At 68.0% G+C, this 24,802-nt stretch carries 24 protein-coding genes; 14 read left to right on the top strand and 10 right to left on the bottom strand.

The annotated features are described in order from the left end of the window. Nucleotides 1–136 precede the first annotated feature (136 nt). Complete coding sequence (locus tag VFZ09_RS45835; RefSeq protein ID WP_329734165.1) at nucleotides 137–901, bottom strand: viroplasmin family protein; 765 nt, start codon at nucleotides 899–901, stop codon at nucleotides 137–139. Between the two features lie 217 nt (nucleotides 902–1,118). Between VFZ09_RS45835 and VFZ09_RS45830 the strand changes: the two genes are divergently transcribed. The 3 genes from VFZ09_RS45830 (at nucleotide 1,119) to VFZ09_RS45820 (ending at nucleotide 4,471) form a co-directional block, all read left to right on the top strand. Continuing rightward, nucleotides 1,119–2,462: an AHH domain-containing protein gene (locus VFZ09_RS45830; protein ID WP_329734164.1), complete on the top strand. Its 1,344-nt coding sequence runs from the start codon at nucleotides 1,119–1,121 to the stop codon at nucleotides 2,460–2,462. Continuing rightward, entirely contained in the window at nucleotides 2,462–3,040 is a 579-nt protein-coding gene (locus VFZ09_RS45825) for an imm11 family protein (protein ID WP_329734163.1), read from the top strand. The genes VFZ09_RS45830 and VFZ09_RS45825 overlap by 1 nt, the downstream gene beginning before the upstream one ends. A gap of 114 nt (nucleotides 3,041–3,154) precedes the next feature. Then, complete coding sequence (locus VFZ09_RS45820) at nucleotides 3,155–4,471, top strand: hypothetical protein (RefSeq protein WP_329734162.1); 1,317 nt, start codon at nucleotides 3,155–3,157, stop codon at nucleotides 4,469–4,471. Nucleotides 4,472–4,529: 58 nt separating this feature from the next. Here VFZ09_RS45820 and VFZ09_RS45815 read toward each other — a convergent pair whose 3' ends face one another. Together VFZ09_RS45815 and VFZ09_RS45810 are read right to left on the bottom strand one after the other, a co-directional pair. Continuing rightward, nucleotides 4,530–6,335, bottom strand: coding sequence for a choice-of-anchor X domain-containing protein (locus VFZ09_RS45815; RefSeq protein ID WP_329734161.1), 1,806 nt, complete (start codon nucleotides 6,333–6,335; stop codon nucleotides 4,530–4,532). Between the two features lie 247 nt (nucleotides 6,336–6,582). Next, complete coding sequence (locus VFZ09_RS45810) at nucleotides 6,583–7,503, bottom strand: hypothetical protein (protein ID WP_329734160.1); 921 nt, start codon at nucleotides 7,501–7,503, stop codon at nucleotides 6,583–6,585. A gap of 223 nt (nucleotides 7,504–7,726) precedes the next feature. On the opposite strand from VFZ09_RS45810, the gene VFZ09_RS45805 reads away from it, so the two are divergent. Beyond that, on the top strand, nucleotides 7,727–8,689 hold the full coding sequence (locus VFZ09_RS45805; RefSeq protein ID WP_329734159.1) for a LysM peptidoglycan-binding domain-containing protein: 963 nt from the start codon (nucleotides 7,727–7,729) through the stop codon (nucleotides 8,687–8,689). 3 nt (nucleotides 8,690–8,692) lie between these two features. On the opposite strand, the gene VFZ09_RS45800 is transcribed toward VFZ09_RS45805, so the two are convergent. From VFZ09_RS45800 to VFZ09_RS45790, 3 genes are read right to left on the bottom strand one after another with little or no spacing between them, the layout of a single operon-like run. Continuing rightward, nucleotides 8,693–9,472, bottom strand: a complete 780-nt coding sequence (locus VFZ09_RS45800; protein ID WP_329734158.1) for an alpha/beta fold hydrolase — start codon at nucleotides 9,470–9,472, stop codon at nucleotides 8,693–8,695. 17 nt (nucleotides 9,473–9,489) lie between these two features. Next, entirely contained in the window at nucleotides 9,490–10,434 is a 945-nt protein-coding gene (gene corA, locus VFZ09_RS45795) for a magnesium/cobalt transporter CorA (protein WP_329734157.1), read from the bottom strand. Beyond that, the gene (locus VFZ09_RS45790) at nucleotides 10,431–11,618 is read right to left on the bottom strand and encodes a triacylglycerol lipase (RefSeq protein WP_329734156.1); all 1,188 of its coding nucleotides are present in this window, start codon (nucleotides 11,616–11,618) and stop codon (nucleotides 10,431–10,433) included. Before VFZ09_RS45790 ends, corA begins: the two co-directional genes overlap by 4 nt. A gap of 112 nt (nucleotides 11,619–11,730) precedes the next feature. Here VFZ09_RS45790 and VFZ09_RS45785 point away from each other — a divergent pair, with 112 nt between their 5' ends. Continuing rightward, nucleotides 11,731–12,894 (top strand): hypothetical protein, encoded by a 1,164-nt coding sequence (locus tag VFZ09_RS45785; protein ID WP_329734155.1) that lies wholly within the window; start codon nucleotides 11,731–11,733, stop codon nucleotides 12,892–12,894. Between the two features lies 1 nt (nucleotide 12,895). Here VFZ09_RS45785 and VFZ09_RS45780 read toward each other — a convergent pair whose 3' ends face one another. After that, nucleotides 12,896–15,193 (bottom strand): hypothetical protein, encoded by a 2,298-nt coding sequence (locus tag VFZ09_RS45780; RefSeq protein ID WP_329734154.1) that lies wholly within the window; start codon nucleotides 15,191–15,193, stop codon nucleotides 12,896–12,898. Between the two features lie 400 nt (nucleotides 15,194–15,593). Between VFZ09_RS45780 and VFZ09_RS45775 the strand changes: the two genes are divergently transcribed. The 3 genes from VFZ09_RS45775 (at nucleotide 15,594) to VFZ09_RS45765 (ending at nucleotide 19,608) form a co-directional block, all read left to right on the top strand. Beyond that, the gene (locus tag VFZ09_RS45775) at nucleotides 15,594–17,465 is read left to right on the top strand and encodes a M4 family metallopeptidase (RefSeq protein ID WP_329734153.1); all 1,872 of its coding nucleotides are present in this window, start codon (nucleotides 15,594–15,596) and stop codon (nucleotides 17,463–17,465) included. 128 nt (nucleotides 17,466–17,593) lie between these two features. Further along, nucleotides 17,594–18,415 carry an HAD-IIB family hydrolase gene (locus VFZ09_RS45770; protein ID WP_329734152.1) on the top strand — a complete coding sequence of 274 codons (822 nt, stop codon included), beginning with the start codon at nucleotides 17,594–17,596 and terminating at the stop codon, nucleotides 18,413–18,415. Beyond that, a complete protein-coding gene (locus VFZ09_RS45765) occupies nucleotides 18,412–19,608 on the top strand; it encodes a class I SAM-dependent rRNA methyltransferase (RefSeq protein ID WP_329734151.1) in 1,197 nt (398 codons plus the stop codon). Before VFZ09_RS45770 ends, VFZ09_RS45765 begins: the two co-directional genes overlap by 4 nt. A 28-nt stretch (nucleotides 19,609–19,636) precedes the next feature. Here the strand turns inward: VFZ09_RS45765 and VFZ09_RS45760 are convergent, their stop codons facing one another. Together VFZ09_RS45760 and VFZ09_RS45755 are read right to left on the bottom strand one after the other, a co-directional pair. Continuing rightward, on the bottom strand, nucleotides 19,637–20,494 hold the full coding sequence (locus tag VFZ09_RS45760; protein WP_329734150.1) for a fibrinogen-like YCDxxxxGGGW domain-containing protein: 858 nt from the start codon (nucleotides 20,492–20,494) through the stop codon (nucleotides 19,637–19,639). A 45-nt stretch (nucleotides 20,495–20,539) separates the two neighbouring features. Further along, nucleotides 20,540–21,340, bottom strand: coding sequence for a DUF4261 domain-containing protein (locus VFZ09_RS45755; RefSeq protein WP_329734149.1), 801 nt, complete (start codon nucleotides 21,338–21,340; stop codon nucleotides 20,540–20,542). Between the two features lie 183 nt (nucleotides 21,341–21,523). Here VFZ09_RS45755 and VFZ09_RS45750 point away from each other — a divergent pair, with 183 nt between their 5' ends. Then, nucleotides 21,524–21,901 (top strand): hypothetical protein, encoded by a 378-nt coding sequence (locus VFZ09_RS45750; RefSeq protein ID WP_329734148.1) that lies wholly within the window; start codon nucleotides 21,524–21,526, stop codon nucleotides 21,899–21,901. Continuing rightward, nucleotides 21,895–22,215, top strand: a complete 321-nt coding sequence (locus VFZ09_RS45745; protein ID WP_329734147.1) for a hypothetical protein — start codon at nucleotides 21,895–21,897, stop codon at nucleotides 22,213–22,215. The genes VFZ09_RS45750 and VFZ09_RS45745 overlap by 7 nt, the downstream gene beginning before the upstream one ends. A gap of 21 nt (nucleotides 22,216–22,236) precedes the next feature. Here VFZ09_RS45745 and VFZ09_RS45740 read toward each other — a convergent pair whose 3' ends face one another. Then, entirely contained in the window at nucleotides 22,237–22,656 is a 420-nt protein-coding gene (locus tag VFZ09_RS45740) for a hypothetical protein (RefSeq protein ID WP_329734146.1), read from the bottom strand. A gap of 182 nt (nucleotides 22,657–22,838) precedes the next feature. Between VFZ09_RS45740 and VFZ09_RS45735 the strand changes: the two genes are divergently transcribed. From VFZ09_RS45735 to VFZ09_RS45720, 4 genes are read left to right on the top strand one after another with little or no spacing between them, the layout of a single operon-like run. Continuing rightward, the gene (locus VFZ09_RS45735) at nucleotides 22,839–23,216 is read left to right on the top strand and encodes a HEPN domain-containing protein (RefSeq protein WP_329734145.1); all 378 of its coding nucleotides are present in this window, start codon (nucleotides 22,839–22,841) and stop codon (nucleotides 23,214–23,216) included. Then, complete coding sequence (locus VFZ09_RS45730; protein WP_329734144.1) at nucleotides 23,210–23,515, top strand: hypothetical protein; 306 nt, start codon at nucleotides 23,210–23,212, stop codon at nucleotides 23,513–23,515. Before VFZ09_RS45735 ends, VFZ09_RS45730 begins: the two co-directional genes overlap by 7 nt. A gap of 1 nt (nucleotide 23,516) precedes the next feature. After that, on the top strand, nucleotides 23,517–24,035 hold the full coding sequence (locus tag VFZ09_RS45725; protein WP_329734143.1) for a hypothetical protein: 519 nt from the start codon (nucleotides 23,517–23,519) through the stop codon (nucleotides 24,033–24,035). A 39-nt stretch (nucleotides 24,036–24,074) separates the two neighbouring features. Then, nucleotides 24,075–24,707: an alpha/beta hydrolase gene (locus tag VFZ09_RS45720; RefSeq protein WP_329734142.1), complete on the top strand. Its 633-nt coding sequence runs from the start codon at nucleotides 24,075–24,077 to the stop codon at nucleotides 24,705–24,707. Nucleotides 24,708–24,802 lie beyond the last annotated feature (95 nt).

Raw genomic sequence — 24,802 nt, 5'->3', positions numbered from 1 at the left:
TGCCTCTGCCAGAAGAACACCGGCCTGGCTCTGCTTCGCACTACCGCATGAGCGCTGGGTTCGCTCCTTCCCCCCGGCGGCTCCTGATCCAGCCCCCTCTGGCTCCACCGCTGGCGAGCGATTTATCGACTGCCCTTCAGTCCTCGGACTGGACGTCCTGGGCCTTGAAGCCCCACTCCTCGAGCACCTTGGCCTCGTCCTGGGCGCTGCGCGTCTTCTTGAAGCGGGCGCCGGGGACGCCCTTCACCCGCCGCTCACACGCGGCCCAGGTGGTGTGACGCTTCACGGTGCGGCCCACCTCGCTCAGGTAGGAGTACGCCTTGGCCTTGGCGGAGCCGTCGCGGGGCTTCTCCTCGGGCAGGGACATGTCCTCGGGGAGCTCGTGCACGGCGATGCCGTATCCGGTCAGCGGACCCACGTAGAGCTTCACGCTCCGGCCCTTGGAGAAGCAGACGGCGATCTCGTCCACCCGCTCGTTGCCCGGCACGCCCACGTGTCCGCGCACGTACTTCCACTCCACGGCGGCGGCCTCGCCCGGGTGCTCCTGCTTGCGCTGGGCGAGCAGCGCCATCAGCCGCTTCCAGTAGAGGGTATTGGCCACCTCGCCGCCGTCGGCCGTCTTCCACCCGCGCCGGGCCCACCCGAACGCCCAGCGGGTGATGCCCTGGATGACGTAGGTGGAGTCCGTGTGGATGTGCAGGGGCCCCGGGGTGCGCTCCAGGTGGCGCAGCGCCTTGCCCACGGCCGTCAGCTCCATGCGGTTGTTGGTGGTGTCCGGCTCGTGGCCTCCGAGCTCCGTCACCTGTCCATCGGGCGTGACGATGAGGGTGCCCCAGCCTCCCGGGCCGGGGTTGCCGGAACATGCACCATCAGCGAAGACCAGGGTGGGGCGGTTCTCCATGCCGCCCCCCTATAGCCCTCACGGCCTCCACCCGCCAGGACGGCGAATGGCACGGCGGATGCCTAACGAGGGCGGAGAGGTGACGTCCGAGACGCTGCACTGGAACGGCGAGGCCTACGAGTAGAGTGCCGCTGTGCCCCCCCGGTATCCAATGAACCCATTCCACTCGTTTCCACGAAATCTGGCCACTGCCCACCGGCATCGTCATGTCGCTGCCGTGTGCCTGCTGCTGGTGCCGTTCTTGGTTCGAGCAACCCCAATGGAGAGTCCATCGAGATCCATTCTCGAGACCGTCACGGTGCGCGAGTACCACGATCGTCACGAGCGATCTGGTCTCGAACTCTCTTTTCCTTCGCTTGGGCCAGATCCGAAGTTGGTGACGCTGACCGTGGAAGAGGCACGGGCGCTGGTGGTGAGCCTGGAGAAGGAGTTCGATGCCCCGAAGCCGAGGCGAAAACCCTCGACCCTCGCGACGTGGTCCCTGGGCACGGTGGCAACGGGCCTGCCGGTCACGGCCCTCACGGGTTCGGAACTGATGGGCCTGGAAAGGCGTGTGCGTGCGGAGTACCTGAAGTTCTACGGGTCGCCCATGCAAGGCTTCCCGTTACCGGACAACCTCGAGAGCGCCAGATGGTTTCAGGCTCTCAAGCTATCGCCGCGGTACATGGGGGAGGGCGTGCACGACGCAGCTGTGGAGTTGTTCTCCTCGCCCACGTTCAGCCTCTCCGTGGGCTTCTCCCTCATGCTGTACGGTCTTGCATGGGCAGCACCCGAGCCGCTGTTCTCCAAGGCATTCGCGGCGGCAGTCACGGTGACCTTGCTGATGACCTATACCATCGCGGAGGTCGTCAATGTGGGCAGGGCCTGTCTGCAACTGTACCGTGAGGCGGAAGCCGCTCGGAGCATCCCGGAGTTGGAGGAAGCCGCCCGGCACTTCGCGAGGAGCATGAGCGGAGTCGGATTGAGGGTGCTGGTGACCATGGCGGGAGCAAAGCTGGCGAAAGCGCTTCCGGAGGTGCCCAAGGGAGGCATGGGGGGACTGCTCTCGACGCCTCGCTATTCCCTCGGCGGACCCGCGCGCGGGCGGCTCTCCTTCAGCCCCGGTTCCAGCGCACAGGTCTCCGTGGCCAATGGGACCGTCACGCTCATGAGCGTCACGGCGAACACGGCGGCCGCAGCGGCCAGTTCGGCCCTGAATGCCCGCACGAGCGGGGCCTGCGCCGAGTCCAAGAAGGACGACAACCAGGCACATCACCTCGCCACAGATAAGAATGACATATTGGATGCCAGGGGAGGCCCCTGGACCCCACGGTTCAAGAAGCTCTTCGATCAGGTCGGGATGAGCCTCGACGATCCCGCGAACATCGTCTATCTCCAGGGCCACAAAGGTCCGCACCCCGAGGATTATCATGTGGAGGTCTTCAAGCGGCTCCAGGCGGCGCTCATGGATTGTCAGGACCAGCGGGAGTGCCAACGCAAATTCCTGAATGCCCTGGATGAGATTGCAGGTGATGTCTGTACACCCGGGTCGAAGCTCAACAAGCTCGCCACGAAGACGTGATGAAATCTCGAAACAGATACTTCGAGCTGCGGGACGACATGAGCTTTCCTGGCCGTTGGGTCTTGGAGCAGACCGGCCTCGATCATCAGGGCCGCCAGCAGGATCTCTGGCAGTTCACGCGGGGAACCCCTCTCGTCCTGGAGGGAAGACCCGTTCTCGACATCACCCACCCCGGACAGGCGCTCGAGTTCAGCCTGACCGCGATGGGTACGCCCGTGGTCGCTCAGCGCGTGGTCTCGCTTCTCGAGCCTCTGGGCCTCCAACAAGAGGTGCAGTTCATCCCAGCGCAGGTGGAGGGGCGTCCGGAGCCTTACTTCATCCTCAACGCATTGCGGCTCATCCGGTGCATCGACGATGAGCGGTGCGAGGAGGTCCGATTCTGGGAACCCAGGCATGGAGATCCCAAGAAAGTGGGCCAGTACCGCAATGTCGTCGGACTGAAAGTCGACCCGGCGAAGGTGGGGGACACCCACGTCCTGCGCCCCTGGGGCTGGAGGGGAACGCTCATCGTCTCCGAGCGGATCAAGCAGCTCATGGAGCAGGCGGGTATTGCCGGGACGAAGTTCGTCGAGGTCTGAGGCGTATCGCCTGCTGCTGTGGACGAGTCCCCGAAAGGGGCTGCAGCGGCCCTGCGCTGACACCCGTTTGCTTCTGCAACGCAGGTCATGGAATCGTGATGACAGGAGGCCGTCATGACGAACCCCATTGGCCGTGCCCTGTTCCAGATCGCGCAAGTGGCTCGCAACGTGGTGGAGAAGAACCTGCCGAGGGTCGAGAACCCGCAGGTGCGCAACACCGCCCAGGCGGCGGTGGATACCTTCGATCGCTTCCAGAAGCCGCTGATGGATCTGAGCGGCGGCAACGTGCCCTCCGCGGTGGTGGGGGCCATGGTGGGGGTGGCCCGGTCCCTCGTCCCCCAGCTCCCCGCGACCACGGGCGTGGTGATGACCACGAGCGCCTCGGCCAACGTGCGCGCGGAGACGACGACGGGTTCCGAGAAGCTCACCCCCACGGCCCTGCCCTCGGGCACGCAGGTGCTCGTCACCGGCCCCGCCCAGACGGGAGAAAGGGTCGAGGGCCTCGGCGATCAGTGGGTGCCCGTCACCCTTCAGCTCCCGGGGGAGGAGCCGCGGGCGGGCTTCATCAACGCGGGCCTGCTCAACCCCCTCCCCGAGGGCCAGCAGCCCCTGCCTGGCAGGCTGAACCCGGACGGCTCCGTCTCCACGGTGCCCACCCTCACCAAGGACGGGCTCCCCACGCCGGAGCACGTCGGCGCGCGCACGCCTCCCTACCTCCAGGGGGACTCGCGGTGGGCCAACCTGCCGCTCAACAACAACCAGGCGCAGCTGACGCAGACGGACGAGCAGGGCAATGTGAGCCCCCGGTTCAACGCCGATGGCACCCCCATGTACGCCAACGACATCGGCGCGGTGGGCTGCCTCATCACGTCCTCGGCGATGTCCATGTCCAACACGCTCCAGGCCTATGGCTACCCGCCCGTGACGCCCGCGGACCTGGATGCCCGGGTGGATCAGGCCAACGGGTACAACGAGTACAGCGGCCTGGCCACCACCGAGCAGGCCAACGCGGGCGCCGTGCCGCTGGAGGTCCGCCAGAACGTCATGGACACCGGCCTCATCGACGAGGCGCTGGCCGCGGGCCTCACCGTGACGCTCGAGGTCCGGGTGGGCCGCACGGAGGACAACCCCGGCTCGATGCACTTCGTCACCCTCACCGGGCGCACCGAGAATCCGGATGGCAGCGTCAGCTACACCGCCCTGGATCCGGGCTACCGCACCGGCGATCAGGCGCGGGAGATCTCCTTCTCCGTCGATGCCGAGGGCCAGCTCCACTCGGAGTTCCCCGAGAACCCCGGGGTCGAGAACAGCGGCCTGGTGACCTATGACACGGCCCCCAGGGTGGACGGGGGGGACCGGGGCACCGGGATGCGCGTGTACTGGCCCACGCAGGAGATGATCGACAACGCGCGGGCCGCCTCGGGGGGCTGAGTCCCGGGCCGTCCAGGGAGCCGGCCCGGAGGTCCAGGCCGGCTCCGCGGAAGGTGAATCAGTGCGGGAAGAACACCGGCCGGTCGAAGCGGCGGATCACGCACGACTGGTTGGCGGCGCTGTCCAGGTGCTGGGCGCGCTCACGGATCTCGAAGAAGCTGCGCACCTGGCCGCTCACCGGGTCCGTGACGTTGTAGGGCGTGTTCATGTTGGTCATGCCCGTGGCCAGGAAGGGCGAGAGGCCGCCGGTGACGCCCACGTGCGTGAACTGGGTGGCCGTCTCGCCCGCGTGGCAGCCGGTGCAGGTATTGAGCGAGAACTTGTGACGCGCGGTGAAGCCGTTGGGCACCGTGCTCAGGTTGGGCGCGTTCCAGATGAAGCTGGGGGTGGGCATCTGCGGGAAGGCTCCCAGGAAGTTGAGCGTGGCGCCGAAGTCCAGCGGCACGTCATGGGTGCCGGCGAGGATGGCCGCGTTGTTGGCCGTCAGGAAGTTGGTGAGCGTGGCGGAGTTGTTGAACATGTCGAAGGGCGTGCGCACGGTGACGTGCTCGACCAGGTGGCCTGGCGCCGGAGAGGAGACGGTGAAGTTGCGCGGGTTGGCCGCCGTGGAGAAGAGGCGGAACTCCCGCATCTCCCACCACGGGCTGCTGAGCATGATCTCGTTGGTGCGCACCTGGTTGATGGCGCTGCCGTTGGGCTTGTTCGGCGCCGCGTTGCGCAGCACCACCTGCTGGGTGAGGCTCTGCAGCTGCGTGTTGTAGGCGGAGCTGCCCAGGGCCAGCAGCGGGTTGGACAGGGCCATCCACGACTGGGCCCACGACTTCACCTGCGCGCACTGGGGCTTGGGCACGCCGTACTCGAAGATGACCAGGAAGCCGTTGTAGGGGCGCAGGCAGGTCTGCGAGGTCATCACCGAGAAGACGAAGCGCAGCTCGCCCGCGCCGCTGGTGCCGTACGGGCCCCCGTTGCCGCGGCCCAGATCCGCCCGGTTGACGATGGCCACCAGCTTGAAGGGCGAGCGGTTCAGGTCCAGCTCCCCCGTGCTCAGGCGAGGCCAGGCGTTGAGGATCTGCGTGGCCATGGCCCCGCGCGCCGGCACGGTCCGCCCGTTCACCGTCTGGTTGGCCAACCACTGCTGCAGCCAGCGCTCGGTGAAGAACGGGGCGGGGGCCGTGGTGTTGGCCATCTCCGTCATCAGGTGCTTGAACGTCCACACGCCATTCGGGTTGCCGGTGCCGGTGCAGGGATCCCAGGTGCGGGTGGGATCTCCGACCACGGAGGGGTGGGTGATGATGAGGGACTTGCTGGGATTGACGGCCCGGGCGATGCCCGTGATGGGCAGGGGGATGATCCGGCCCGGCGCGAAGATGTCCGCCGGCAGCGGGGAGAGCGGGCTCTCGCGCACCAGCACGCGGTCATCGAACGTGGCGACGGTGAGCGGCTCGGTCGTCTCCTTCTGGAAGGTGGCGATGCGCTCCTGCGTCTTGCGGTGCTCGTCGAGGTCCACGACACCGAAGCCGGAGAAGAGGCCGTCTCCGGCCTTCTCGTCGCCATTGAGGCCGTCGTCGCGCAGCGCCAGCGGCTTGCCATCGTCGCCCGTGAGATCGATCTGGGTGGCCTGCTCACCCTGGGCCAGCCGCGCCCTCAAGAGGCCGGGAGTGAAGGCCGAGGGAGTCTGGGACGGGATGAACTCCAGGTTCTCCAGCACGGGGGCGCTCGGAGCCGGCGCCTCCGCCGATTGCCGCACCTGTCCCGCGACCTGCTCCGGAGCCGGTTCCGCACCGCACCCCGCCATCAGGCTGCCCAGCAGCAGGCTCCCCGCCAGTGTTCCAAAGCGCTTCTTCATGTCCTTGCCGTTTCTCATAGGTGCCCCCAGGTTCGTGAGAACGGCTCAATTCATATCAAGAACAGATGTGCTCTGAAAGAAGGATTAATCCGTATAGTTTGTTGTTCCTGTGGCTACGAATGACAGGGAATGGCCGGGTGGATGTGTCATTCATTGACAGTAAGTGGCCGGAAATCCAGGCGGGAGGCCGTGCGTGTTGCCTGGCGGGCTACGAGCGGGGGCGGATGTGGCCCTCGCCTGTAGCCTGTCAGGCAATGCTTCCGCGTCACCGCAGGTCGTCGAGCGACAGCGGATTCTGGAGATCGACGGGGTTGGTCAACTGCTGTCCCAGCCCGGCGGGGGGACGCTGCAGCTCGGGACGCCCTCCCGGGGCGCCGCCGTTCTTCCAGTCGTTGAGCTGGGCCACCAGGTTCCACTTCTCCGAGGCCTTGTCGTAGTGGGCGAACGCCGTGGCGCCCGTCTCGATTCCGTGCTTGCCCGTGGGGTGCGAGTAGTCGTTCGGCGTGAGGCTCTGTACCAGCTGGAGGTTGTTCTGCTTCAGGAAGTTGTCCAGCTGCTGCTTGCCCGTCTGGGAGCCGTGCTTCGTGAAGTCCGCCTGGTGGACGAAGGACAGGGTGTCATTGGCCGGGTTGTGCAGGGCGTGCACGGCACAGCCATTGAGGGGCCCCGTCACGATCATGTCCGGCTGCCCGTGGCCGGGGCGGAGGGGCACGTCGGAGATGCCCGCGAACGAGCCCTGGCTCTGCGTGCCCTGTCCCGACGAGAGGTAGTGCAGGTAGTTCACCTGCGGCCCGTTTCCGCCGGGGGAGGACAGCGAGAGGTTCGCGTTGCCATGCTGCTGCTGGACGTTCAGGGTCGCGGTGGACTGGTGGGCCGGCACGAACGGCTTGTTGGGCGTCGGGAGCGCCACGCCCTGCGGAGGCTTCCCCTCGGGGAACAGCTTGTACCCGTTCAGGATGTTCTGCCCCGAGAACTTCGCGGGGTTGGCGGCGAACGAGTCGGCCTGCGACGGGCCGAACAGCCCGCGGACCGACGAGCTGATCCTGGAGCCCACCGTGTCGAATCCATCCTGGGACGCGCCCGGCTTGGAGGCCGGGGCCGTTGGCGTGCTCGGCCGCGGAGCATCGGCCTGCGGTGCGCGGGGAGGGGAGAAGCTCTTGGGGCCGCTGATCTTGAAGCTCTTCATGGGGGGTCTCGTTCTGGAAGGGATGTGAACCGCTCGCGAGACTCCCTATTGCGCCTTCCGTGCCAACGTCCCGGCCACGTGATTTCAGGGGGATGGAGGCACTCGTTGGGCACGGGGGGTGACCGCCGCCTGGTGACTGCTGTCACCACTGGTGACTGGAGTCACCAGGTCCCGAGGTGGGGTTTGACGCTCCGTCGCGGCGTGTGGTCAGCTTTCCGGTCATATGTTCCAACGGAACCGGCTGCGAGACGGGCTCGGCGAGTATGCCCTTCTCGGGTTCCACGAGCCGCTGCCTTCGGGGCACGAGCTCGTGGCAACAGGGGGAGCGGCACAACTGGAGGGTCGGCTGCGCGCGCTGGCGCAGGACTTCTTCAACCTGCAGACGTTGCGCGAGGTGGCTCAGGGCCACGGCTCGGCGGCGGAGTTCGGACCGCGCTCCACGGAGCAGCTCGTGCGGCAGGTGGCCTCGCTGGTGTTGCTCGGGAGCCTGCGGCTCGTGCGCGTGCCTCGGGCCCCGGAGCCCACCGGGCGGTTCCTGCGCCACAAGCCGGAGGAACTGACGCTCGAGGACGTCGTCGAGGAGACGCAGTGGCTGCGGCTGCAGGTCGTCGACGATGTCTCGGACGAGCCGATCTCCGGTCTGAAGCTGAGCATCGGGCTCCCCGATGGCACCCAGAAGCAGGCCACGACGGATTCCTCGGGCCGCATCGAGCTGTCGGGCGTTCCGCCCGGTTACGCCCAGGTGGACGCGCCGCTCGATGGGGCGACGCTGAAGGAGACGCTGACCTTCGTGAAGGCGGGAATCCTGGCGTCCAAGCAGCCGGCGGGCCGGAGCCGCAAGCGGAAGGGCCCCTCGGGGCGCTTCGTGGCGCGGGTGGTCGAGCACCGGGTCGCCGATGGCGAGACGCTGGAGGGCCTCGCCGAGCAGTACGGGCTCACGGTGGACGACATCGCCCGGTTCAACTGGGACACGACCGACCCGGACGAGATCCAGCGCCACCTGTACATCGACGTGGGCTGCACCGCGAAGGACGAGGGCGGGAAGTTCGTCTTCACGCGTGACGACGACCCGGGCGTGCTCTCCATCCCGCGCCCGTTGGCGATGAGCGGGCTGGCCGTGGAGCAGAGCCACATCCTTCGGGTGCGCAAGCCCGCGCGCTCGGCGGGGTTCCTGTTCTCGGTCTGAGCGCTACAGCCCGGACAGGAAGCGGTCGAGCACCGCGTTGAACCTGTCCGGCTGCTCCTGGTTGGGCAGGTGGGCCGCGTCTGGAATCACCTCCAGGCGCGCCCCGGTGATGAGGTCCGCCATCTGCTTCGCCTTCTCCAGGGGCGTCACCGGATCCTTCTCGCCCACCACCACCAGCGCGGGCCCGGCGTAGCGCGCGAGCATGTCCTTGCTGTCCGGCCGCAGCGCCATGCCCCGCTGCGCCGCCGCGAGGCCCGCCGGTGTGGCCGTCCGCATCATCGCCGCCACCTCGCGTCCCGCCTCCGAGTCCGGCGCGGCCACCACCTTGGGCAGCAGCGCCCGCACCACGGCCTCGGGCCCCTCGCGCAGGGCCTCCTGGGCCGAGGCCTCCCGTCGTGCGCGTCCCGCCTCGTCATCCGCCGTGGCCTGCGTGTCCACCAGCACGAGTCCCCGCACGCGCCCCGCGTCCTCGCGCAGCAGCGCCATGCTGGCGTAGCCGCCCATGGACACTCCGCCCACCACGGCCGAGTCCACCTTCAGCGCGTCCAGCAGCGCCAGCGCGTCCTGGGCGATACGGGCCATCTCCGTGGGGCCCTCGCCGAGCCCGCTCCGCCCGAAGCCCCGGATGTCCGGGATGATGAAGCGGTAGCGCCCCGACAAGGCCTTCCATTGCTTCTCATATGCCTCCCCATTCAGCGGGAAGGCGTGCAACAGCAGCACGGGCAGTCCGTGACCTTCGTCGCGGTAGTGCAGGGGAACGCCGTCGACGGTGATGTGGGGCATGGGGTCCTCCAGGGACGTCAGAGCCACCGGTTGCGCCTGAACCAGAACACCAGGGCGACGGGCAGGCCGAAGACGGACACGAGCATCACCCAGAAGAACTCCCGCTGGGACAGGATGTCGAAGTTCTGTCCGAAGAAGCCCGTGATGAACGACAGCGGCAGGAAGATGGTCGCGATGATGGTGAGCTGCTTGCTGATCTCACTCGTCCGGTTGGCCATCATGGACAGGTAGCCGTCCATCACGTTGCCCACGAGATCGCGTCCCGCGTCGATCTGCTCGTACAGCCGCACCAGGTGGTCATACACGTCGCGGAAGTACAGCGCCGCGCGCTCCTGGACGTTGGGGATGCCCCTCCGGGCCAGGAAGCCCAGCACGTCCCGCTGGGGCGACAACACCCGCCGCAGCGTCACCAACGCCCGCTTCAGCTCGAAGATGCGCTGGAGCTGCTCCGGCTGGGGGTTCTCGAAGACCGCCGACTCCAGGTCCTCCAGCTCCTCGTTGAACTCGTCCAGCACGGGGAAGTTGCGGTCCACCAGCGCGTCCGCCAGCAGGTACAGCATGAAGTCCACCCCGCGCTCCATCGTCGCCTGGGGCTCGTCGTGCACGCGCTGCCGCACCTGCTCCAGCCCGTCGAAGGGCAGCTCGTGGACGCTGATGAGCCAGTCCGGCCCCAGGAAGAAGTGGTGCTCGTGCAGCGTCAGCTCGCACACGTTCTCCCGGCTGGCGGTGAAGCCCTGCAGCACGATGAACTGGTGGTTCGGGTACTCCTCCAGCTTGGGCCGCTGGTCCACGTGGAGGCAGTCCTCGATGGCCAGCTTGTGCAGCCCGTAGCGGTCCCCGAGCCGCTTCATCTCCTCCTCCGTGGGGTGGAGGACGTCGATCCACTTGGGGCCGGGCAGCTCGAGCAGATCCTCTCCCCCGATGAGGGTCTTGCCTCCATTCGACACGACGACCTGGATCATGGGCCCACCTGGCTTCCGTCCACCATGAAGTCGAGCACCCGGTCCCACAGCCCGTTGAGCTGGGGCGCCCGGAAGTGCGAGCCGGATTTGAGCCAGCCCACGTGCTCGGGGGGCTCGTCGAAGTGGCCCAGCACGTCCAGGTGGTCGGCGGAGACGGCGGTGATGAGCTCGCCCCACAGCTGGGTGCGCGTGGGGACCACGCCATCGCTCCGCTGCCGGTACTCCTCGCCGAAGACGTCTCGCAGCAGCCGGTCGTGGGTGGGGGAGGGCTCGGGCGTCCGCAGTGCCCGCGCGTCCGGCCCGCTCTTCTTGTAGAGGAAGGAGTAGGCGCCGTACATGACCTCGGGCTGGGGATCCAGCATCCGGAACGACACCAGGTCCCCCATGCCCGGGTCCTGCTTGCCGGTGATGGCCCGGAGCATGCCCAGGAAGCTCGGAGGCGGCGCGCCGGTGATGACCGAGCCGTAGCGCACGCCCGGCCGGTCCGGGTTGGCCTGGTTGAAGCCCACCATCTTCTCGGGGGTGAGATCCCCGATGATGGATTGATCCTTCCCCACCTGCTCCAGGAACTCCTCGAGCGTGGCCTGCTCGGTGGGCGAGAGGTGGGCCATCAACCGGGTGATCTGATCCAGCAGCGTGGCCTGGAAGCCGAGCTGATGGCCCTTCTCGCTGAGCGCGTAGAACAGGCGGAAGGCCAGGAACATCATCGGCCGAGGGCCTCGCCGCAGGGCGAACACGGTGAAGAGCCACAGCAGCCGCAGGAGCATCTCGCCCCGGCGATCCTGCTGGAAGAAGCTGGCCATGGGCGCGCCGTGGTGCGGCGTGGCCACGCACACCACCGAGCGCACGCGCTCCATCAGGTGGGGGGCTCGCTTGGGAATCCAGGTGGACACCAGGCCCCGCGCGTCCACGCCTCCGGTGGAGTGCCCGATCAGGTGGATGGCCGCGTCATCTCCCGAGGCCGTCTCCTCGAGCGTCCGGAGGATGAGCCGGGCCCGGACCTCGAGGCTGGCCGTGGGGTGCCCCGTCACGGACTCCACCTCGGCGGTGTGGCCGCGCTTGCGGAAGCCCTCCAGGAGCACATCGCGGACATGCCCGAAGTAGACGATCCGCTCGGCTGGCTTCTCTCCCATATGGGTGAAACCGAAGAAGCCGGGAATGAGGTACACGCGGTGCTTCGCCATCCGGGCAGTCTAGGAGGGCGTGCGACCCTCGCAAGGGAAATGCCCGGATCCACACGCTCCGGGAGCCGAAGTCCGCGACGGGGCGCATGGGAACCGATAGAGTGGGTACGCCGTGGCCGCCGATACCCCTCCGCTCGCACTGCCTCCCAAGCTCGAAGAGCTGCTCCAGTCCCTGTCCGATCGCGCCTTCGCCGAGCGCTTGCGCCTGGTGTACGCCGCGGCGGGACAGGCCATCACCCGGCTGAGCGACCTGGACCTGCTGAAGTACGAGACGGCCCATGTGGAGGACAGCCCGGACCTGTCGCTGTGGGAGGAGATGGCCCCCGTCATCCGCGACACGGTGATGGACGTGAACCTCCTGCTCAACGTGGTGCGCGAACAGTTCGCGTCCAGACCCACGGGAGGCGCGGGCTCCGGGGCGCCGCTGGCGGCCACCGTGGAGGCGCGGCGGACCAAGGACGCCTCCGAGCTGCTCCTGGGGTGGATGCAGCAGCTGGCCCAGGGCATCACCCAGCTGGGCGAGACGATGCGCAACCCCTCGGTGGTGTCGGACCGGTGGACGCTGCTGGCGGAGATCCAGCGCCTGCGCGAGCGCTTCCGCGAGCAGATGGGCAACCTCGTCTTCGAGTCCGCCAGTGCCTTCGGGCCGGTGACGCGGCAGCAGGTGGTGCCCGGCCACGAGGCGGAGGTGAAGGCGGCGGTGATGGTGCGGGCCATCGTGGCGGATTTGTCGCGCATCGTCTCGGCGCGGCTCACCAAGGTGCGCGAGGCCGAGCCCGAGGACGTGCAGTGGAACGCCCAGCAGCTGCAGACGGAGCTGGACGCCTTCGGCCGCACCGCCGCGTACAGGCACCTGCGCGCGCAGGACAAGCGGCACATCATCGAGCTGCGCGTCCGGGCCGGGCGCATGGCCATCCAGGACAACCCCAGCAAGCAGGAGGTGTTGTCCGTGGTGGAGGAGCTGGACACCATCGTGCGCTCGCTCAGCCACGTGAACCAGCGGCAGCTCCTCATCGCCCATGACCGCGAGGTCTGGGCCGGTTGTGGGGTGCGGCTGGAGCGGTCCATGGGGTTGCTGAACACGGATCCTCCAGGTGCCGCGCGGGCCCTGGCCGAGGCGGCCGCCAGTGCCCAGTCCCTCTACGGGCGGGAGCCGCGGCTGGATGCCTTCCTGCGCAAGGCGCGCAAGACGCAGCTGTCCCAGCTCGCCGGCGCCGAGCTGCGCGCCAACGTGGAGACCCTCCAGTCCCTGCTGGCCGGACTGGAGATCGGCTGAGTCACCGCCGCGTCGTGTGACGGGCCACCTTCCGGGCCCCTCCGCCGCGTGTTCCGCCCCGGGTCGGGGTCCGCTCGCGGCGGGTCGTCCGGGGCGGGGGCGCCTCGTTCTGGAACACCAGATCCCGGAGCCAGTTCGACGGCAGGAAGGTCGGGTCGCTGTAGAGGACCCGCAGGGTCTGGGGCTCCACGGGGCCGAGCAGGTGGGCCGGGATCTTCGTGCCGCCACCCTCCCGCCACGCACTCTCCCAGAGCATGGCGAGGCACAGCGCGCCCCGGGCCATGCAATCGCACGTGCGCTCCCCGAGCACTTCCCACATGTGCGGAATCCGCTGGCGTCCGGTCTGGGCGTTGTAGGCCTCGACCACCTCCAGGGGGGGCAGGGTGTCGAACGTGGCCTGCATGAGCTTCACGACGGCATCCGCCGCCGCGGCTCCGCCCCGGATCGTGTCCGTGACGTGCACGCCCTTCACGCGGGTGTTCACTCCGGAGATCAGCTCGGCCGCCCGCAGATCCAACATCTTCGTCTCGTAGACGGCGTGGACGTCCTGCTCATCGGCATGATCGGGCCGGCCGTGGTGCAGGAACGAGACGTGGAGGGGCTGGCAGGCATCCCCCACGTAATGGGCGAGGAGACCGGCGGCGCACAGGAACTCGGCCACCTGCTGCCGCTGGGCGAAGCCCACCATCGCTTCGTGGATCTGCCACACCCGGAACGGCAGCGCGCCATGCCCGGAGTTCTGTTTGACGCCGATGCTCTCGTAGAACTCGCGCCAGACGGCGGGCGAGCGGGTGGAGGGATCCGTCCGCCACAGCTCGAGCAATGTCTTCCCCGCGAAACGGCCCTGGCCCGGTTGATCCATGTCGGCGAAGTGGTTGATGGCGTCGCGCTTGCGCGTGGTGCGCCACACCAGATCCGCCACGTCCGCGAGCGCGACGAAGTGCGTGGTGCCGGCGCCGGGCAGCTCGCCCTGGGCGATGGCCTCGTCTCCCACCGAGATGCGATCCGCGTTGGCGGTCATCAGGTGCGCGAGCCGGCGGTTGGACACGAGCCCGCAGGCCGTGATGCCCACCTTGTAGTGGCCCACCTTTCCCCAGTACTCGCTCAGCCCGATGTCCCAGTCGCGCACCAGCTCCACGTCCAACGCGCGGCAGATGGAGCTCAGGCTGGTGGCGAGCGCGAAGGCATAGGTCTCTCCGCCGCCCGGCGTCATCAGCCGGTGCCCTCCCCACTGCAGGGCGATGGGCCGCCATTGCCGGGCCCGGGCGCCGGTGGGCAGTGCGGCCCGCTCGTCCGGAGCGTGTCTGGGCTCGAAGAACCAGAGGGTGCCCGAGTCGCCGGGCCGCGTGGGCAGGGGTCCCCGGCCCTGGCGGGGGCCGATCATCAGGTCCGCCACGTAGTCGAAGCCTCCCAGCGAGCGGTAGCGGTAGAAGAGCGCGTGGATCTCCCCCTCGAGCGGACCCGAGGCGCCGCCGAAGGCGCGCACGAAGCAGCCGATGAGATCCAACGAGAGGGTGTCGCCGTTGAGGTCCACCAGGGGACCGAGCTCGCCCATGCCGAACACCTGGGCCGTCCATCCGCTCACGTCATCCAGCCGCACCAGTCCCGCGTCGAGGTTGGAGTACGTCCGGCTCCCGGGCCAGCCCGGGTACACCTGCGAGAAGGGGCGCTTGCCCACCTGGCGCTCGTGGCTGACGCCCACGCGGCGGCGCTGGCCCTGGATGAGGGTATGGACCTCGCGGCCCGGCTCTCCCACCACGTGCCGGTTGGTGAGCGCATGGATGGAGTCTCCATCCGTGACCAGGCATCCGAACGTCCCCAGGTGCTGGCGTCCCTGCACGTCCGTGAGCGCCGGGTAGCCGCCGCCCACCAGCCCCGAGGTGAAGGCGAGCGTCCGCAAGGGCGCGGGCTCCCGCTGCTGGCGCTCGGCGAGGATGACGCAGGTGGGCACCACCCGGCCGTCCGGCAGGTAGAGCAGCGGGGGGACCATCTGCTCGGGCAGATGGGCGAGCTGCTCCGGCGTCATCCACTCCTCCACGAACACCAGCACGCACGGCCAGGACCAGTGCCGCACGACCGTGTTGGACAGCGTCCGGGGCTCCGTGCTCCTGCTCGGGGCGGGGGCACCCGGACTCTCCGCGTCGGGATCTCCCCGGCGGATCCGGTAGCGCCCGATGGCCGTCGCCACCACCGAATCCAGGTGCGCCAGGTGGACGTGGTACGCCTCGCGCGCCTCCAGCAGATCCTTGATCGACAGCGAGCTGAAATCCCTCGCGCTCAGCAGGCCCTTCTTCCCCATGGCGTCACCTCCCGGACGATCCACTTCCAAAGATGGGGGGCGTGGGGGGAGACGGAAACGTGACGGCCCTGTGTCGAGGGCTCGTTCGATCGCCGTCTTTTCGCTTGCAGGACAAACAATTTCAGGGCAAACTATTGGGTGTCTTGAGTCAGGACACCTCTGTCTGAAATCAGGACGCCTCCTGTGGGGGGGATGAAAGTCATTGGAATCAGGAGACTTTCATCGAGAAGTGTAAACACCTGATGCAGAGCGGAACGCGTTGAGGGTGACATCCGCGCTCCACTGGCTGAGCTGGGTGATGTGTAAAGGCTGGTATTTCCACGATTGATAGGTTGGCCCGGTTCCTGCTCATAGCTCCTCCGTCCGACGGCACCCCGCCGTTGAACAGGAGGAAACCCCTGTGTTTCGCACTCGCTTCCTTGCCGCCGCGCTGCTCGCCCTTCCCCTCGCTGCCTGCGAGGCCGACAACTCGCAGCTGCCCGATGGCGCTCCGAAGTCCGATGTGACCGCCGACTCGCTCGGTGACGTGCGGGCCGCGCTCGCCGCGCTGCCCTCCGCCCAGATCGCCGGCGCCAACGAGGACGGCGTTCCCTTCATGCTCAAGGGCAACCTGGACAATGCCAATGGCCTGCAGGGCATCGCCGCGGCCTTCCGCCTCGACGCCGCTGACCTGGTGATGAAGCGCACCACCGTGGATGAGCAGGGCAACACGCACATCCGCTATGGCCAGACCAAGAACGGCCTGCCGGTGTTCGGTGGCGAGCTCATCATCCACAAGGACCCGAGCGGCAAGATCTTCATGGCCAACGGCTCGGCGCGTGACGGCGAGATCGTCCCGGCCAAGGCCCGCGTCTCGGCCGAGGCCGCCAAGGCCGCCGCCCTGGACAACACCGTGGGCCGCCACATCGCCACCGAGGGCGATGCCAGCCTCATGTACGTCCGCTCCGAGAAGGACAACCGCCTGAAGCTGGTGTACGAGGTGGTGGTGACGGGCGAGGGCCGGGACCTGCCCATCCGCGATCACGTGTTCGTGAACGCGCTGACCGGCGGCGTGGAGATGGTGGCCTCGGACATCCACGCGGCGAAGAACCGCGCGGTGTACTCGGCCAACAACGGCACCAGCCTGCCCGGCACCCTGCGCCGCTCCGAGGGGGGCGCGGCCACCGGTGACACCCACGTGGACGACAACTACAACCACCTGGGCACCACCTACGACTGCTACTCGGTGAACTTCGGCCGTGACTCGTACAACGGCACGGGCGCGCAGCTGCGCAGCACGGTGCACTACAGCAGCAACTACACCAACGCCTTCTGGAACGGCACCCAGATGGTGTACGGCGACAGCGATGGCGTGCAGTCCGCGCCGCTGGGCAAGTCGCTGGACGTGACGGTGCACGAGCTGACGCACGCGGTGACCAGCTCCGAGTCCAACCTCACCTACTCCAACGAGTCCGGCGCCCTCAACGAGGGCCTGAGCGACATCTTCGGCGCCTACTGCGAGTCGTGGAGCCGCGGCTGGGTGGTGGACGCGGCGGTGTGGATGGTGGGCGACGACGTGTGGACGCCCAACACCCCGGGTGACGCGCTGCGCTACATGGCCAACCCCACGCAGGACGGCTCGTCGAAGGACTACTACCCCACGCGCTACACGGGCACGGCCGACAACGGCGGCGTGCACTGGAACTCGGGTATCGCCAACCTGGCGTTCAAGCTGCTCACCACGGGTGGCTCGCACCCGCGCGGCGTGACCAGCACGGTGGTGACGGGCATCGGCATCCAGAAGGCCGGTCAGATCTTCTACCGCGCCAACCGCGACCTGTTCACGGCCTCCACCACGTTCGCCCAGGCGAAGACGTACACGGAGCAGGCCGCGACGCAGCTCGGCTACAGCTCGGCGGACGTCGCGTCCGTGTCGGCGGCCTGGCAGGCGGTGGGCGTGGGTGTCGCGACGCCTCCCCCGGCCTCCACCGCGCTGACCAACGCCGTGGCCATCACGGGCATCTCCGGCGCCTCGGCCTCGTCCAAGTACTACCACCTGGATGTGCCGGCCGGCCGCGCGGTCTCCTTCGTGATGAGCGGTGGCACGGGTGACGCGGACATGTACGTGTCGTTCGGCTCGGCGCCGACCCTGTCCTCGTACTCCTGCCGTCCGTACCTCTCCGGCAACAACGAGACGTGCAACATGACGGCTCAGGCTGCCGCGGGCCGCTACTACGTGATGCTGTACGGCTACACCTCGTACTCCAGCACGTCGCTCAAGGGCACGTACTGAGCCCGGGTTCGCTGAACCTGGAGTGAGATGAACGGCCCCTGGGAGGCACTGCCTCCCGGGGGTTTCGTCTTTGCGGGCTTCCTGCGGGCTTCCCGTGGAGCCGGGAAGGGTGTAGTGGCGCAGCCCGTATGGTTGCCCCTCGCCCCCTGCGCCACGCGGACCTCTCCCGGGTGGAAGCGGTCTTCACGGATGTCGATGGTACCCTCACCACCTCGCACCAGCTGCGCTCGACGACGGTGCGGGCGCTCGAGCGCCTGGGGGAAGCGGGCCTCAAGCTGGTGCTGGTGACGGGCCGCCCGGCCGGTTGGGGCGAGGCGTGGGCCCGCACGCTGCCGGTGGATGGGGTGATCGTCGAGAACGGGGGCCTGTTCTTCCTGCGGGGAGCGAAGGGGAAGCTGCGCAAGGTGTACGCCGAGCCTCCGCGCGTCCGGGAGCCGAACCGGCGCCGGCTGGAGGCGGAGGTGGCGGCCGTGCTGCGGCAGGTGCCGGGGGCCCGGCTGTCCATGGACAGCGCCTTCACGGAGGTGGACCTGGCCGTGGACTACAACGAGGAGGCGCGGTTGGGCGAGCAGGGGGCCGAGCGGATTGAAGCCCTGCTGCGGGCGCGGGGGGTGACGGCGGTGCGCTCGTCGGTGCACATCAACTGCTGGCTGGGGCGGTTCGACAAGCTGTCGGCGGTGAAGCGCTTCCTGAAGCTCGCCTGGGGTTGGCGGCTGGAGCCGGGGGATGGGCGCTTCGTGTACGCGGGGGATAGCTTCAATGATGCCCCGATGTTTGGAGGGTTCGCCCTGAGTGTCGGGGTGGCCAACGTGAGGCGGGTGTTGGATCGCATCGACACGCCGCCGGCCTTCATCACCCGGGCGGAGGAGGGGCGGGGCTTCGAGGAGCTCGCCCGTGCCCTTGTCGCCCAACGGGCCCGCCGGGCCCCTCGCCGAGGAGTGGGAGCGTGAACGTCGTGAAGCTGGAACTGGCCCCGGGACTGGGCCGTCACCTGCGTGCGGGACACCCGTGGGTCTTCCGCAAGGCGCTGGACAAGGTGCCGAAGATTCCCCCGGGCAGCGTGGTGGACCTGGCGGAGAACGGGAAGTTCGTGGCGCGTGGGTATTTCGATCCGCACTCGGCCATCGCGGTGCGGGTGCTGACGCGCAACCCGCGGCAGAACATCGACGCGGCCTTCTTCGCCGAGCGGGTGAAGCAGGCGCTGGCCGAGCGGCGCTCGCTGATCGATCTGACGGACACGGACAGCTTCCGGTTGATCCACGGCGAGGGGGATGGGCTGCCGGGCGTGGTGGTGGACCTGTATGGGCGGTACGCGGTGCTGAAGCTGTACTCGGCGGGGCTCACGCCGTACCGCGGGCTGATCGTCGAGGCGTTGAAGGCGGCGGTGCCGGAGCTGAAGGGGATTCTGGGCCGGGACGAGGTGGGGCGGGACGACGCGGAGGAGGACGAGGGCCGGGGCGCGGGGCGGATGCTGTGGGGGGAGAAGGCGCCGGAGGTGTTGGAGATCCTCGAGCGGGGGGCGAAGTTCGGGGTGGACGCGTGGAGGGGGCAGAAGACGGGCTTCTTCCTGGACCAGCGGGAGAACCGGTACCTGATCCGGCGGCTGGCGAAGGGGAGGGACGTGCTGAACTGCTTCTGTTTCAGCGGCGGGTTCTCGGTGAACGCGGCGCTGGGCGGGGCGAACAGCGTGTTCTCGGTGGACCTGGATCCGGATGCGATCGCGCTGGCGCGGGAGAACTTCACGCGCAACGGGTTGCCGGCGGAGAAGCACGACTTCCTGGCGGCGGACGTGTTCAAGCTGCTGGCGTCGTTCCGGGAGGAGGGGAGGACGTTCGATCTGATCATCCTGGACCCGCCGGCGTTCGCGAAGAGCCAGCGGGCGGTGCAGGCGGCGATCGACGGGTACGCGTCGCTGAACCGTCAGGCGTTGGGGTTGCTGCGGCCCGGGGGCCTGTTGGCGACGGCGTCGTGCTCGGCGCGCGTGGGCCCGGATGACTTCATGGGCGCGGTGAAGGAGGCGGCCTTCAAGGCGGGAGTGGATCTGGCGATGGTGGAGGAGCGCTATCAGCCGCCGGATCATCCGATCCGGCTCCAGTTCCCCGAGGGCCGCTACCTGAAGTTCTACGTGATGGTGGCGGTGTAGCCGGCACCGTGGGGCCCGTGCGCGGGCCCTACCACTTCACGAAGCGCGAGATGCGGCGGACGCGGGTGTAATTGCTTCCGTCCGTGCTCAGCCCGATGGAGGTTGCGGTGGCTGAATACACATGGGGTCCAACCCTACCGTCCTCGATCGTCGAATCCGCGTCCGCGCCGAGGTTGTAGTACCAGCAGTTGCCATAGTGCTGGGTGACCGCGTAAGTGGTTGCGCATTGTCCGGAGTAGAGATCCCCGTCGAAGTCAGGTGCGGACCAGCCTCCAGCGAACTGTTGGGAATAGATTCCCCAATGGCCAGATACGTACCGCGGGGAAATGAACCTCATTGAATACAGGTCGATCCCACTCGCTTCCGCCATCAGCGCAACGACGCTCTTGCCCCGGAGATCCTCGATGACATCCATGTAGATGGTGCCGTATCGGTAGAGGCTTCCGTCGTAGAAGGGTGATTCGAGGCCCGGGCGTCCTCGGCGGTTCAGTCTTTCCCAGTGAGAGATGTTCCAGAAGTCAGTGGTGTTGATGCCCAGGGTGCTGTTGTAGACGAGCGTCCACCCTCCGCCATTCGTCTCCATGTCACAGTAGGCGGTGATGGCGGCGCCCCCTGCTGGCCGGATCCAGTAGGTACCGGACAGGGCCACTCCGGCTGACTGCAAGGCCCGGCAGTTCTCGAGCGCTGTCGAGGGCGAGGAGCCAGGAGTGGCGTTCTGCGCCAGCGCGGACGGCGCGGCGAAGAGAAGGACCGCGAGACTCAGAATCTGCGATTTCAATACGTTCATGACAGCCTTTCGGGCAGTGGCCAGAACAACTCCCGAGAGGATGGTAATGAGCTGTTTCCCGGCAAGCCTTGTCTGGGTCGCCCCAAAGGCTTGCCGCATTGTCGGCTGGTCATCTTCGCTGCGTTTCCGGCCGTGTGTCTGGCCTCACAGCTCGATGCGGTACACCGTGCGGGAGGGGTCGACAGCGGAGGGCACGTGGCGGATGCGGAAGCGCTCCTGTGCCGAGAGTCCGATGGTGTCCCCGTCCTTGAGCACGGGCCCGTGATCGAGCAGGTAGTGGGCGAAGTTGAAGGCCCGGTCCACGAGCGTCGCGGGCTTCTCGCGGAGCGCCACCAGTTCCAGCTCCATGAAGCCGAACGAGCGCATCCCCGAGGTGGCGAGCGTGAAGGTGCCGTCCGGGTTGCGCGAGAGTTGGAAGGCCAGCCACAGGTAGAGGGGCAGCCGCTCGCGTGAGGTCCGCTTCGCCTCCTCGACGAAGTCGTCCGGTGCGTTCACCACCGGCCCCTCCCCCCAATACACGCCGTTGGCGTCGGTCGTGGCGGCCACCGCGGCCACCACCCGCGTCAGCAACAGCATCGTCGCGATGCGATCCATCCCCGGGGCGAGCACGGCGACGATGACGTGCGCCTGATGGGCCTTCAGCCTCTCGATTGCCTCGGGCCAGTGCCAGGCGGCACGCGCCGGCTCCTCCAGGTCTCTCCAGGGAATGGGGGCGCGCATCATCGTGAGGGTGACGACCGCGCCGTCCAGCTCGAAGCTCAGCGTGTCCCCCTCCTGGCGGACCTGCTTCGCGCGTGGAAGCTCCGGCCAGTTGTCCTGCAGAAAGGCCAGCAGCGCGCCCTCGGGCACTGTCCTCGCGCGATCGAGCGTCACCATCGCCAGCCCCAGGTTGCGCTGAGGCTTCGGCGCGTCCACTTCCACCGATTTCTTCCGGAAGAATCCCATCCGTCCTCCTCGTGTCCAGCGCCGCGGACCCTCTCCGCGGACACACTCACGGGCCCGGCCTTATAGCCCACCCACGGCGAAGCGCACTCTGGAGTCGAGGGCCAGGGTGACCGCTCGGGTGGGGGCGGGGCGCCCCATGTCGGAGGTGGGTGATAGAGAAGGGAGGCGTGGGAGGGGCAGGGGATGGAGCGGAAGGCGTGGGAGAATCTGGCGGCGGCGCGTGTCCTTCTGGAGATCGAGGATCCGTGTCCCAACGCGGCGGCCTCGCGGGCCTGCTACGCGGCCTACCATGCGTGCTGGCATGCGATGAACGAAGCGGGTATCCCTACTCCAGAAGTCAGGCCGGGTGTATATTACTTCTTGCATGACCCTCTGCCTGCAGATGCAATCGAGGCAGGAGTGCTCGATAGGCAGGCGGGCAGCGCGTTGAGGTGGTTGGCCGAACTGCGAGTCGTAGCGGACTACCTTGGAGATGAGTTGACGGTGGATCTGGTGAGAAGGGCGCTGGAGAAAGCCACGGCTTTCATCCAGCGACTTCTGGGCGAGGAACCGACATGGTGAACGAACGGGAAGAAATCCGGCGGAAGGTGATGGCGGCCGTGGGGGGCAGACCCGTGCGGTGGACGGATCATCGGACCACGAAGGGCGACTTCCCGGGGCGCGATTGGGCCTTGGAGATCTTCGACGTGCCCTTCGATGAGCAGGAGGAACTCCATGGCCGTCTGTTCGAGGAGTTCTATCTGCCGCTCTATCAGGAGAAGCGCCTGGCGCTCACTCTTCTCTTCCACACCCCCGAGAACACGGATCGCTTCTACGCCTGGGTCCGCGAGGAGCACGCCGCGGAGCGGGCGGGAGCGGCACGCGCCACTCCCTGAGGCGATGCGGGGGCTCGTGCCTCAGCGCTTGAACACGCGCGAGGCCACGCGGTCCATCACCTCGTCACTCCACACGAGGCTCGCCTGGGTGAGGCGCTTCATGTCCTCGCGGAAGGCCGCCTCCGAGGGCACCGAGGCGTAGGTGCGGCTCAGGAAGAGGCTGTTGTTCTCGGTCTCGTAGTCCACCGCGCCACCACCGGTGTCCGTGCCGGACTTCTCCTCGGCGCGGAAGCCCTCGAGCACGCCGGGCTTGGGAGCATCCCGGAACTTGTAGATGAGGGCGCTCGTCTCCAGCGTCTGCTTGTCCGCGTGGTACTCGAAGTAGAGCTGCGCGTTGCCGACCGCCGCTCCACCGAACCCCTGCGGGTTGAGGCCCTCGCTCGCCTGACCGAGGGATTTCATGAACGCCTGCACCAGTCGCTGCGCTTCGTCGCGGGTCATGGGTCCTCCGCCTCTCAGGAGGCGTCGTTCTTCCGAGCGGACGTTAGCAGCAGCCCGCCCGGCGTCGCGAGGAATGGTGGGCACGGGAAGGCACCGGGCTTCGGGGTGACCGCTGGAGTGGGGGCATGCGGCCCCATGTCAGAGGTGGGCGGTAGGAAGGAGGCAGGGGGAGGGGAAGGGCGATGGAGCGGAAGGCGTGGGAGAACCTGTCGGCGGCGCGTGTGCTTCTGGACGTTGAGGATCCGTGTCCCAACGCGGCGGCTTCGCGGGCGTACTACGCAGCCTACCATGCGTGCTGGCATGCGATGAACGAAGCGGGTATCCCTACTCCAGAAGTCAGACCGGGTGTATATTACTTCCTACATGAGCCTCTGGCCTATGAGGCATACAGGGCCGGGGTGCTCGACGATCAGACGAGTGAGGGGCTTTACGAACTGGTACGGCTGCGAGTGTCCGCGGACTACCTCGAGGAGGAGCTGACGGTTGCGCGTGCCAGGGAGGCGCTGGAGAGGGCCACGGCCATCGTCCAGCGGGTGCTCGGGGAGGAGCCGATATGGTGAATGAACGTGAGGAGATCCGCCGGCAGGTGCGGGAGATCGTCGGAGATCGGCCCGTGCGGTGGACGGATCATCGGACCACGAAGGGGGACTTTTCGGGCCGGGACTGGGCCTTGGAGGTCTTCGATGTGCCCGATGCGGAGCAACGCGAGCTCAGCCACCGTCTCTGGGGCTTCTTGAAGAAGCTCTATGCGGAAAAGCGTCTGGCGCTCCTCGTGCTCTTCCACACCCCCGAGAACACGGATCGGTATTACGCGTGGGTCCGCCAGGAGCATGCGGCGGAGATGGCGGGAGCGACCTGACATGAGAAACCTGGGAATCGCCGTGGTGCTCACCGTGCTCGCCGGTTGTGGGGGTGGAGACGAGATCCGGCGTTACCGCGTGGTGGTGGACCCCGCGCCGCTCTCGGCGCTCCCGGGCTCCTGCTACCGCGGCGGGACGCCTCCCTCCTCCCGGGTGGAGGATCGCAACCTCTACCGGGACTTCACCTGGACCGTCTGGGAGGCCGGCAGCGCGGATCGCGCCTTCCTGGAGCTGGACGCGCCCGAGGGGGTCTGGCGGCTGGGGGATGCCCCACCGGTGCAGCTCTCGGGAGCCATCGCCGGCACGGGAGATTCCTTCTCGGCCGAGCGGGTGCAGGTGTCGGCCGACGGCCAGGTGCTCGAGTCCACCGCCCTGCGCATCGTCTTCGAGGACCTGGACACCGTCTCCCGGGGCGTGGTGGAGCTTCGGTCGAGCTGCGGCTCGTGCGCCGGAGGCCTTGCCCTGACCTGCGAGGCCCGGCTGGCGTTTACCGCCCGGCAGGAAATCCTCCAGGAGTGAAGCACTCGGACACACTCCACGTTATCTTGAGCCCCGTCCATGGTCCTCAAAGGTCAGTTCCTCGAGCGCTCCACGCTCATTCCCGTCGGCAGCGAGGTGATGGAGGGTGTGGCGCACCGGGGGGATGAACGCCCTCCGTTGCTCGTCCTCCCGCCCCGGCCCGAGGACGGCGGTGGCATGGACCATGTCATCGGCGCCGAGCTGGCCTTCGCCGCGGCGTCGGCCGGCCACCCGACGTTGCGCTTCAACTACCGGGGCGTGGGGGGCAGCCAGGGAGAGAGGGGCTCGGGCGAGGCGCTGGTCGAGGATGCCGGGGCCGCGCTGGGAGTGGTGCTGGAGAATGCCCACTCGCCCGCTGCGGCGGTGGCCGCGCTCCACGGCAGTGCCCGGGTTGCCCTCGAGCTCCGGGCGCGCCATCCCGAGGTGGCGGGCCTGTGCCTGGTGAGCCCCAGGGCCGTCACGGCGCGGGAGCTGGCGGGGCTCGGCCGGGCGCTGCTGGTGGTGGTGGGCGAGCAGGACTCGACCCTGTCCCGGGCGGAGCTGGCCGAGGCGGTGGCGGCGGCGGGAGGCGAGCTGGCGGTGGTGGAAGGCGCCGGGGCCCATTTCCATCACGCCCTGCCCATGGTGGGAAAAGCCGTACGCACCTGGCTGAAGATGCTGTCGGGCAAATGACCGATGTCGCGTAACCCGTTGAATTGACGAAGGTTCCTCATCCCGGAGGGGTGCTTGTCCGCCGGGAGGGGCGTCGAACAGACTCAAGAGACCCA

Origin of the sequence: Archangium sp. (assembly GCF_036277355.1) — a bacterium.
Classification (GTDB): domain Bacteria; phylum Myxococcota; class Myxococcia; order Myxococcales; family Myxococcaceae; genus Archangium.
This window is presented reverse-complemented; position numbering and strand designations above follow the sequence as displayed.

Excerpts from the sequence above, each read along its gene's own strand:
- VFZ09_RS45825 (WP_329734163.1), top strand. The coding sequence starts at position 2,462 with ATGAAATCTCGAAACAGATACTTCGAGCTGCGGGACGACATGAGCTTT.
- VFZ09_RS45735 (WP_329734145.1), top strand. The coding sequence starts at position 22,839 with ATGGAGCGGAAGGCGTGGGAGAACCTGTCGGCGGCGCGTGTGCTTCTG.
- VFZ09_RS45810 (WP_329734160.1), bottom strand. The coding sequence starts at position 7,503 with ATGAAGAGCTTCAAGATCAGCGGCCCCAAGAGCTTCTCCCCTCCCCGC.
- VFZ09_RS45770 (WP_329734152.1), top strand. The coding sequence starts at position 17,594 with ATGGTTGCCCCTCGCCCCCTGCGCCACGCGGACCTCTCCCGGGTGGAA.
- VFZ09_RS45835 (WP_329734165.1), bottom strand. The coding sequence starts at position 901 with ATGGAGAACCGCCCCACCCTGGTCTTCGCTGATGGTGCATGTTCCGGC.
- VFZ09_RS45780 (WP_329734154.1), bottom strand. The coding sequence starts at position 15,193 with ATGGGGAAGAAGGGCCTGCTGAGCGCGAGGGATTTCAGCTCGCTGTCG.
- VFZ09_RS45790 (WP_329734156.1), bottom strand. The coding sequence starts at position 11,618 with ATGGCGAAGCACCGCGTGTACCTCATTCCCGGCTTCTTCGGTTTCACC.
- VFZ09_RS45745 (WP_329734147.1), top strand. The coding sequence starts at position 21,895 with ATGGTGAACGAACGGGAAGAAATCCGGCGGAAGGTGATGGCGGCCGTG.
- VFZ09_RS45760 (WP_329734150.1), bottom strand. The coding sequence starts at position 20,494 with ATGCGGCAAGCCTTTGGGGCGACCCAGACAAGGCTTGCCGGGAAACAG.
- VFZ09_RS45750 (WP_329734148.1), top strand. The coding sequence starts at position 21,524 with ATGGAGCGGAAGGCGTGGGAGAATCTGGCGGCGGCGCGTGTCCTTCTG.
- VFZ09_RS45800 (WP_329734158.1), bottom strand. The coding sequence starts at position 9,472 with ATGCCCCACATCACCGTCGACGGCGTTCCCCTGCACTACCGCGACGAA.
- VFZ09_RS45755 (WP_329734149.1), bottom strand. The coding sequence starts at position 21,340 with ATGGGATTCTTCCGGAAGAAATCGGTGGAAGTGGACGCGCCGAAGCCT.
- VFZ09_RS45805 (WP_329734159.1), top strand. The coding sequence starts at position 7,727 with ATGTTCCAACGGAACCGGCTGCGAGACGGGCTCGGCGAGTATGCCCTT.
- VFZ09_RS45730 (WP_329734144.1), top strand. The coding sequence starts at position 23,210 with ATGGTGAATGAACGTGAGGAGATCCGCCGGCAGGTGCGGGAGATCGTC.
- VFZ09_RS45815 (WP_329734161.1), bottom strand. The coding sequence starts at position 6,335 with ATGAGAAACGGCAAGGACATGAAGAAGCGCTTTGGAACACTGGCGGGG.
- VFZ09_RS45720 (WP_329734142.1), top strand. The coding sequence starts at position 24,075 with ATGGTCCTCAAAGGTCAGTTCCTCGAGCGCTCCACGCTCATTCCCGTC.
- VFZ09_RS45740 (WP_329734146.1), bottom strand. The coding sequence starts at position 22,656 with ATGACCCGCGACGAAGCGCAGCGACTGGTGCAGGCGTTCATGAAATCC.
- VFZ09_RS45725 (WP_329734143.1), top strand. The coding sequence starts at position 23,517 with ATGAGAAACCTGGGAATCGCCGTGGTGCTCACCGTGCTCGCCGGTTGT.
- VFZ09_RS45820 (WP_329734162.1), top strand. The coding sequence starts at position 3,155 with ATGACGAACCCCATTGGCCGTGCCCTGTTCCAGATCGCGCAAGTGGCT.
- corA (WP_329734157.1), bottom strand. The coding sequence starts at position 10,434 with ATGATCCAGGTCGTCGTGTCGAATGGAGGCAAGACCCTCATCGGGGGA.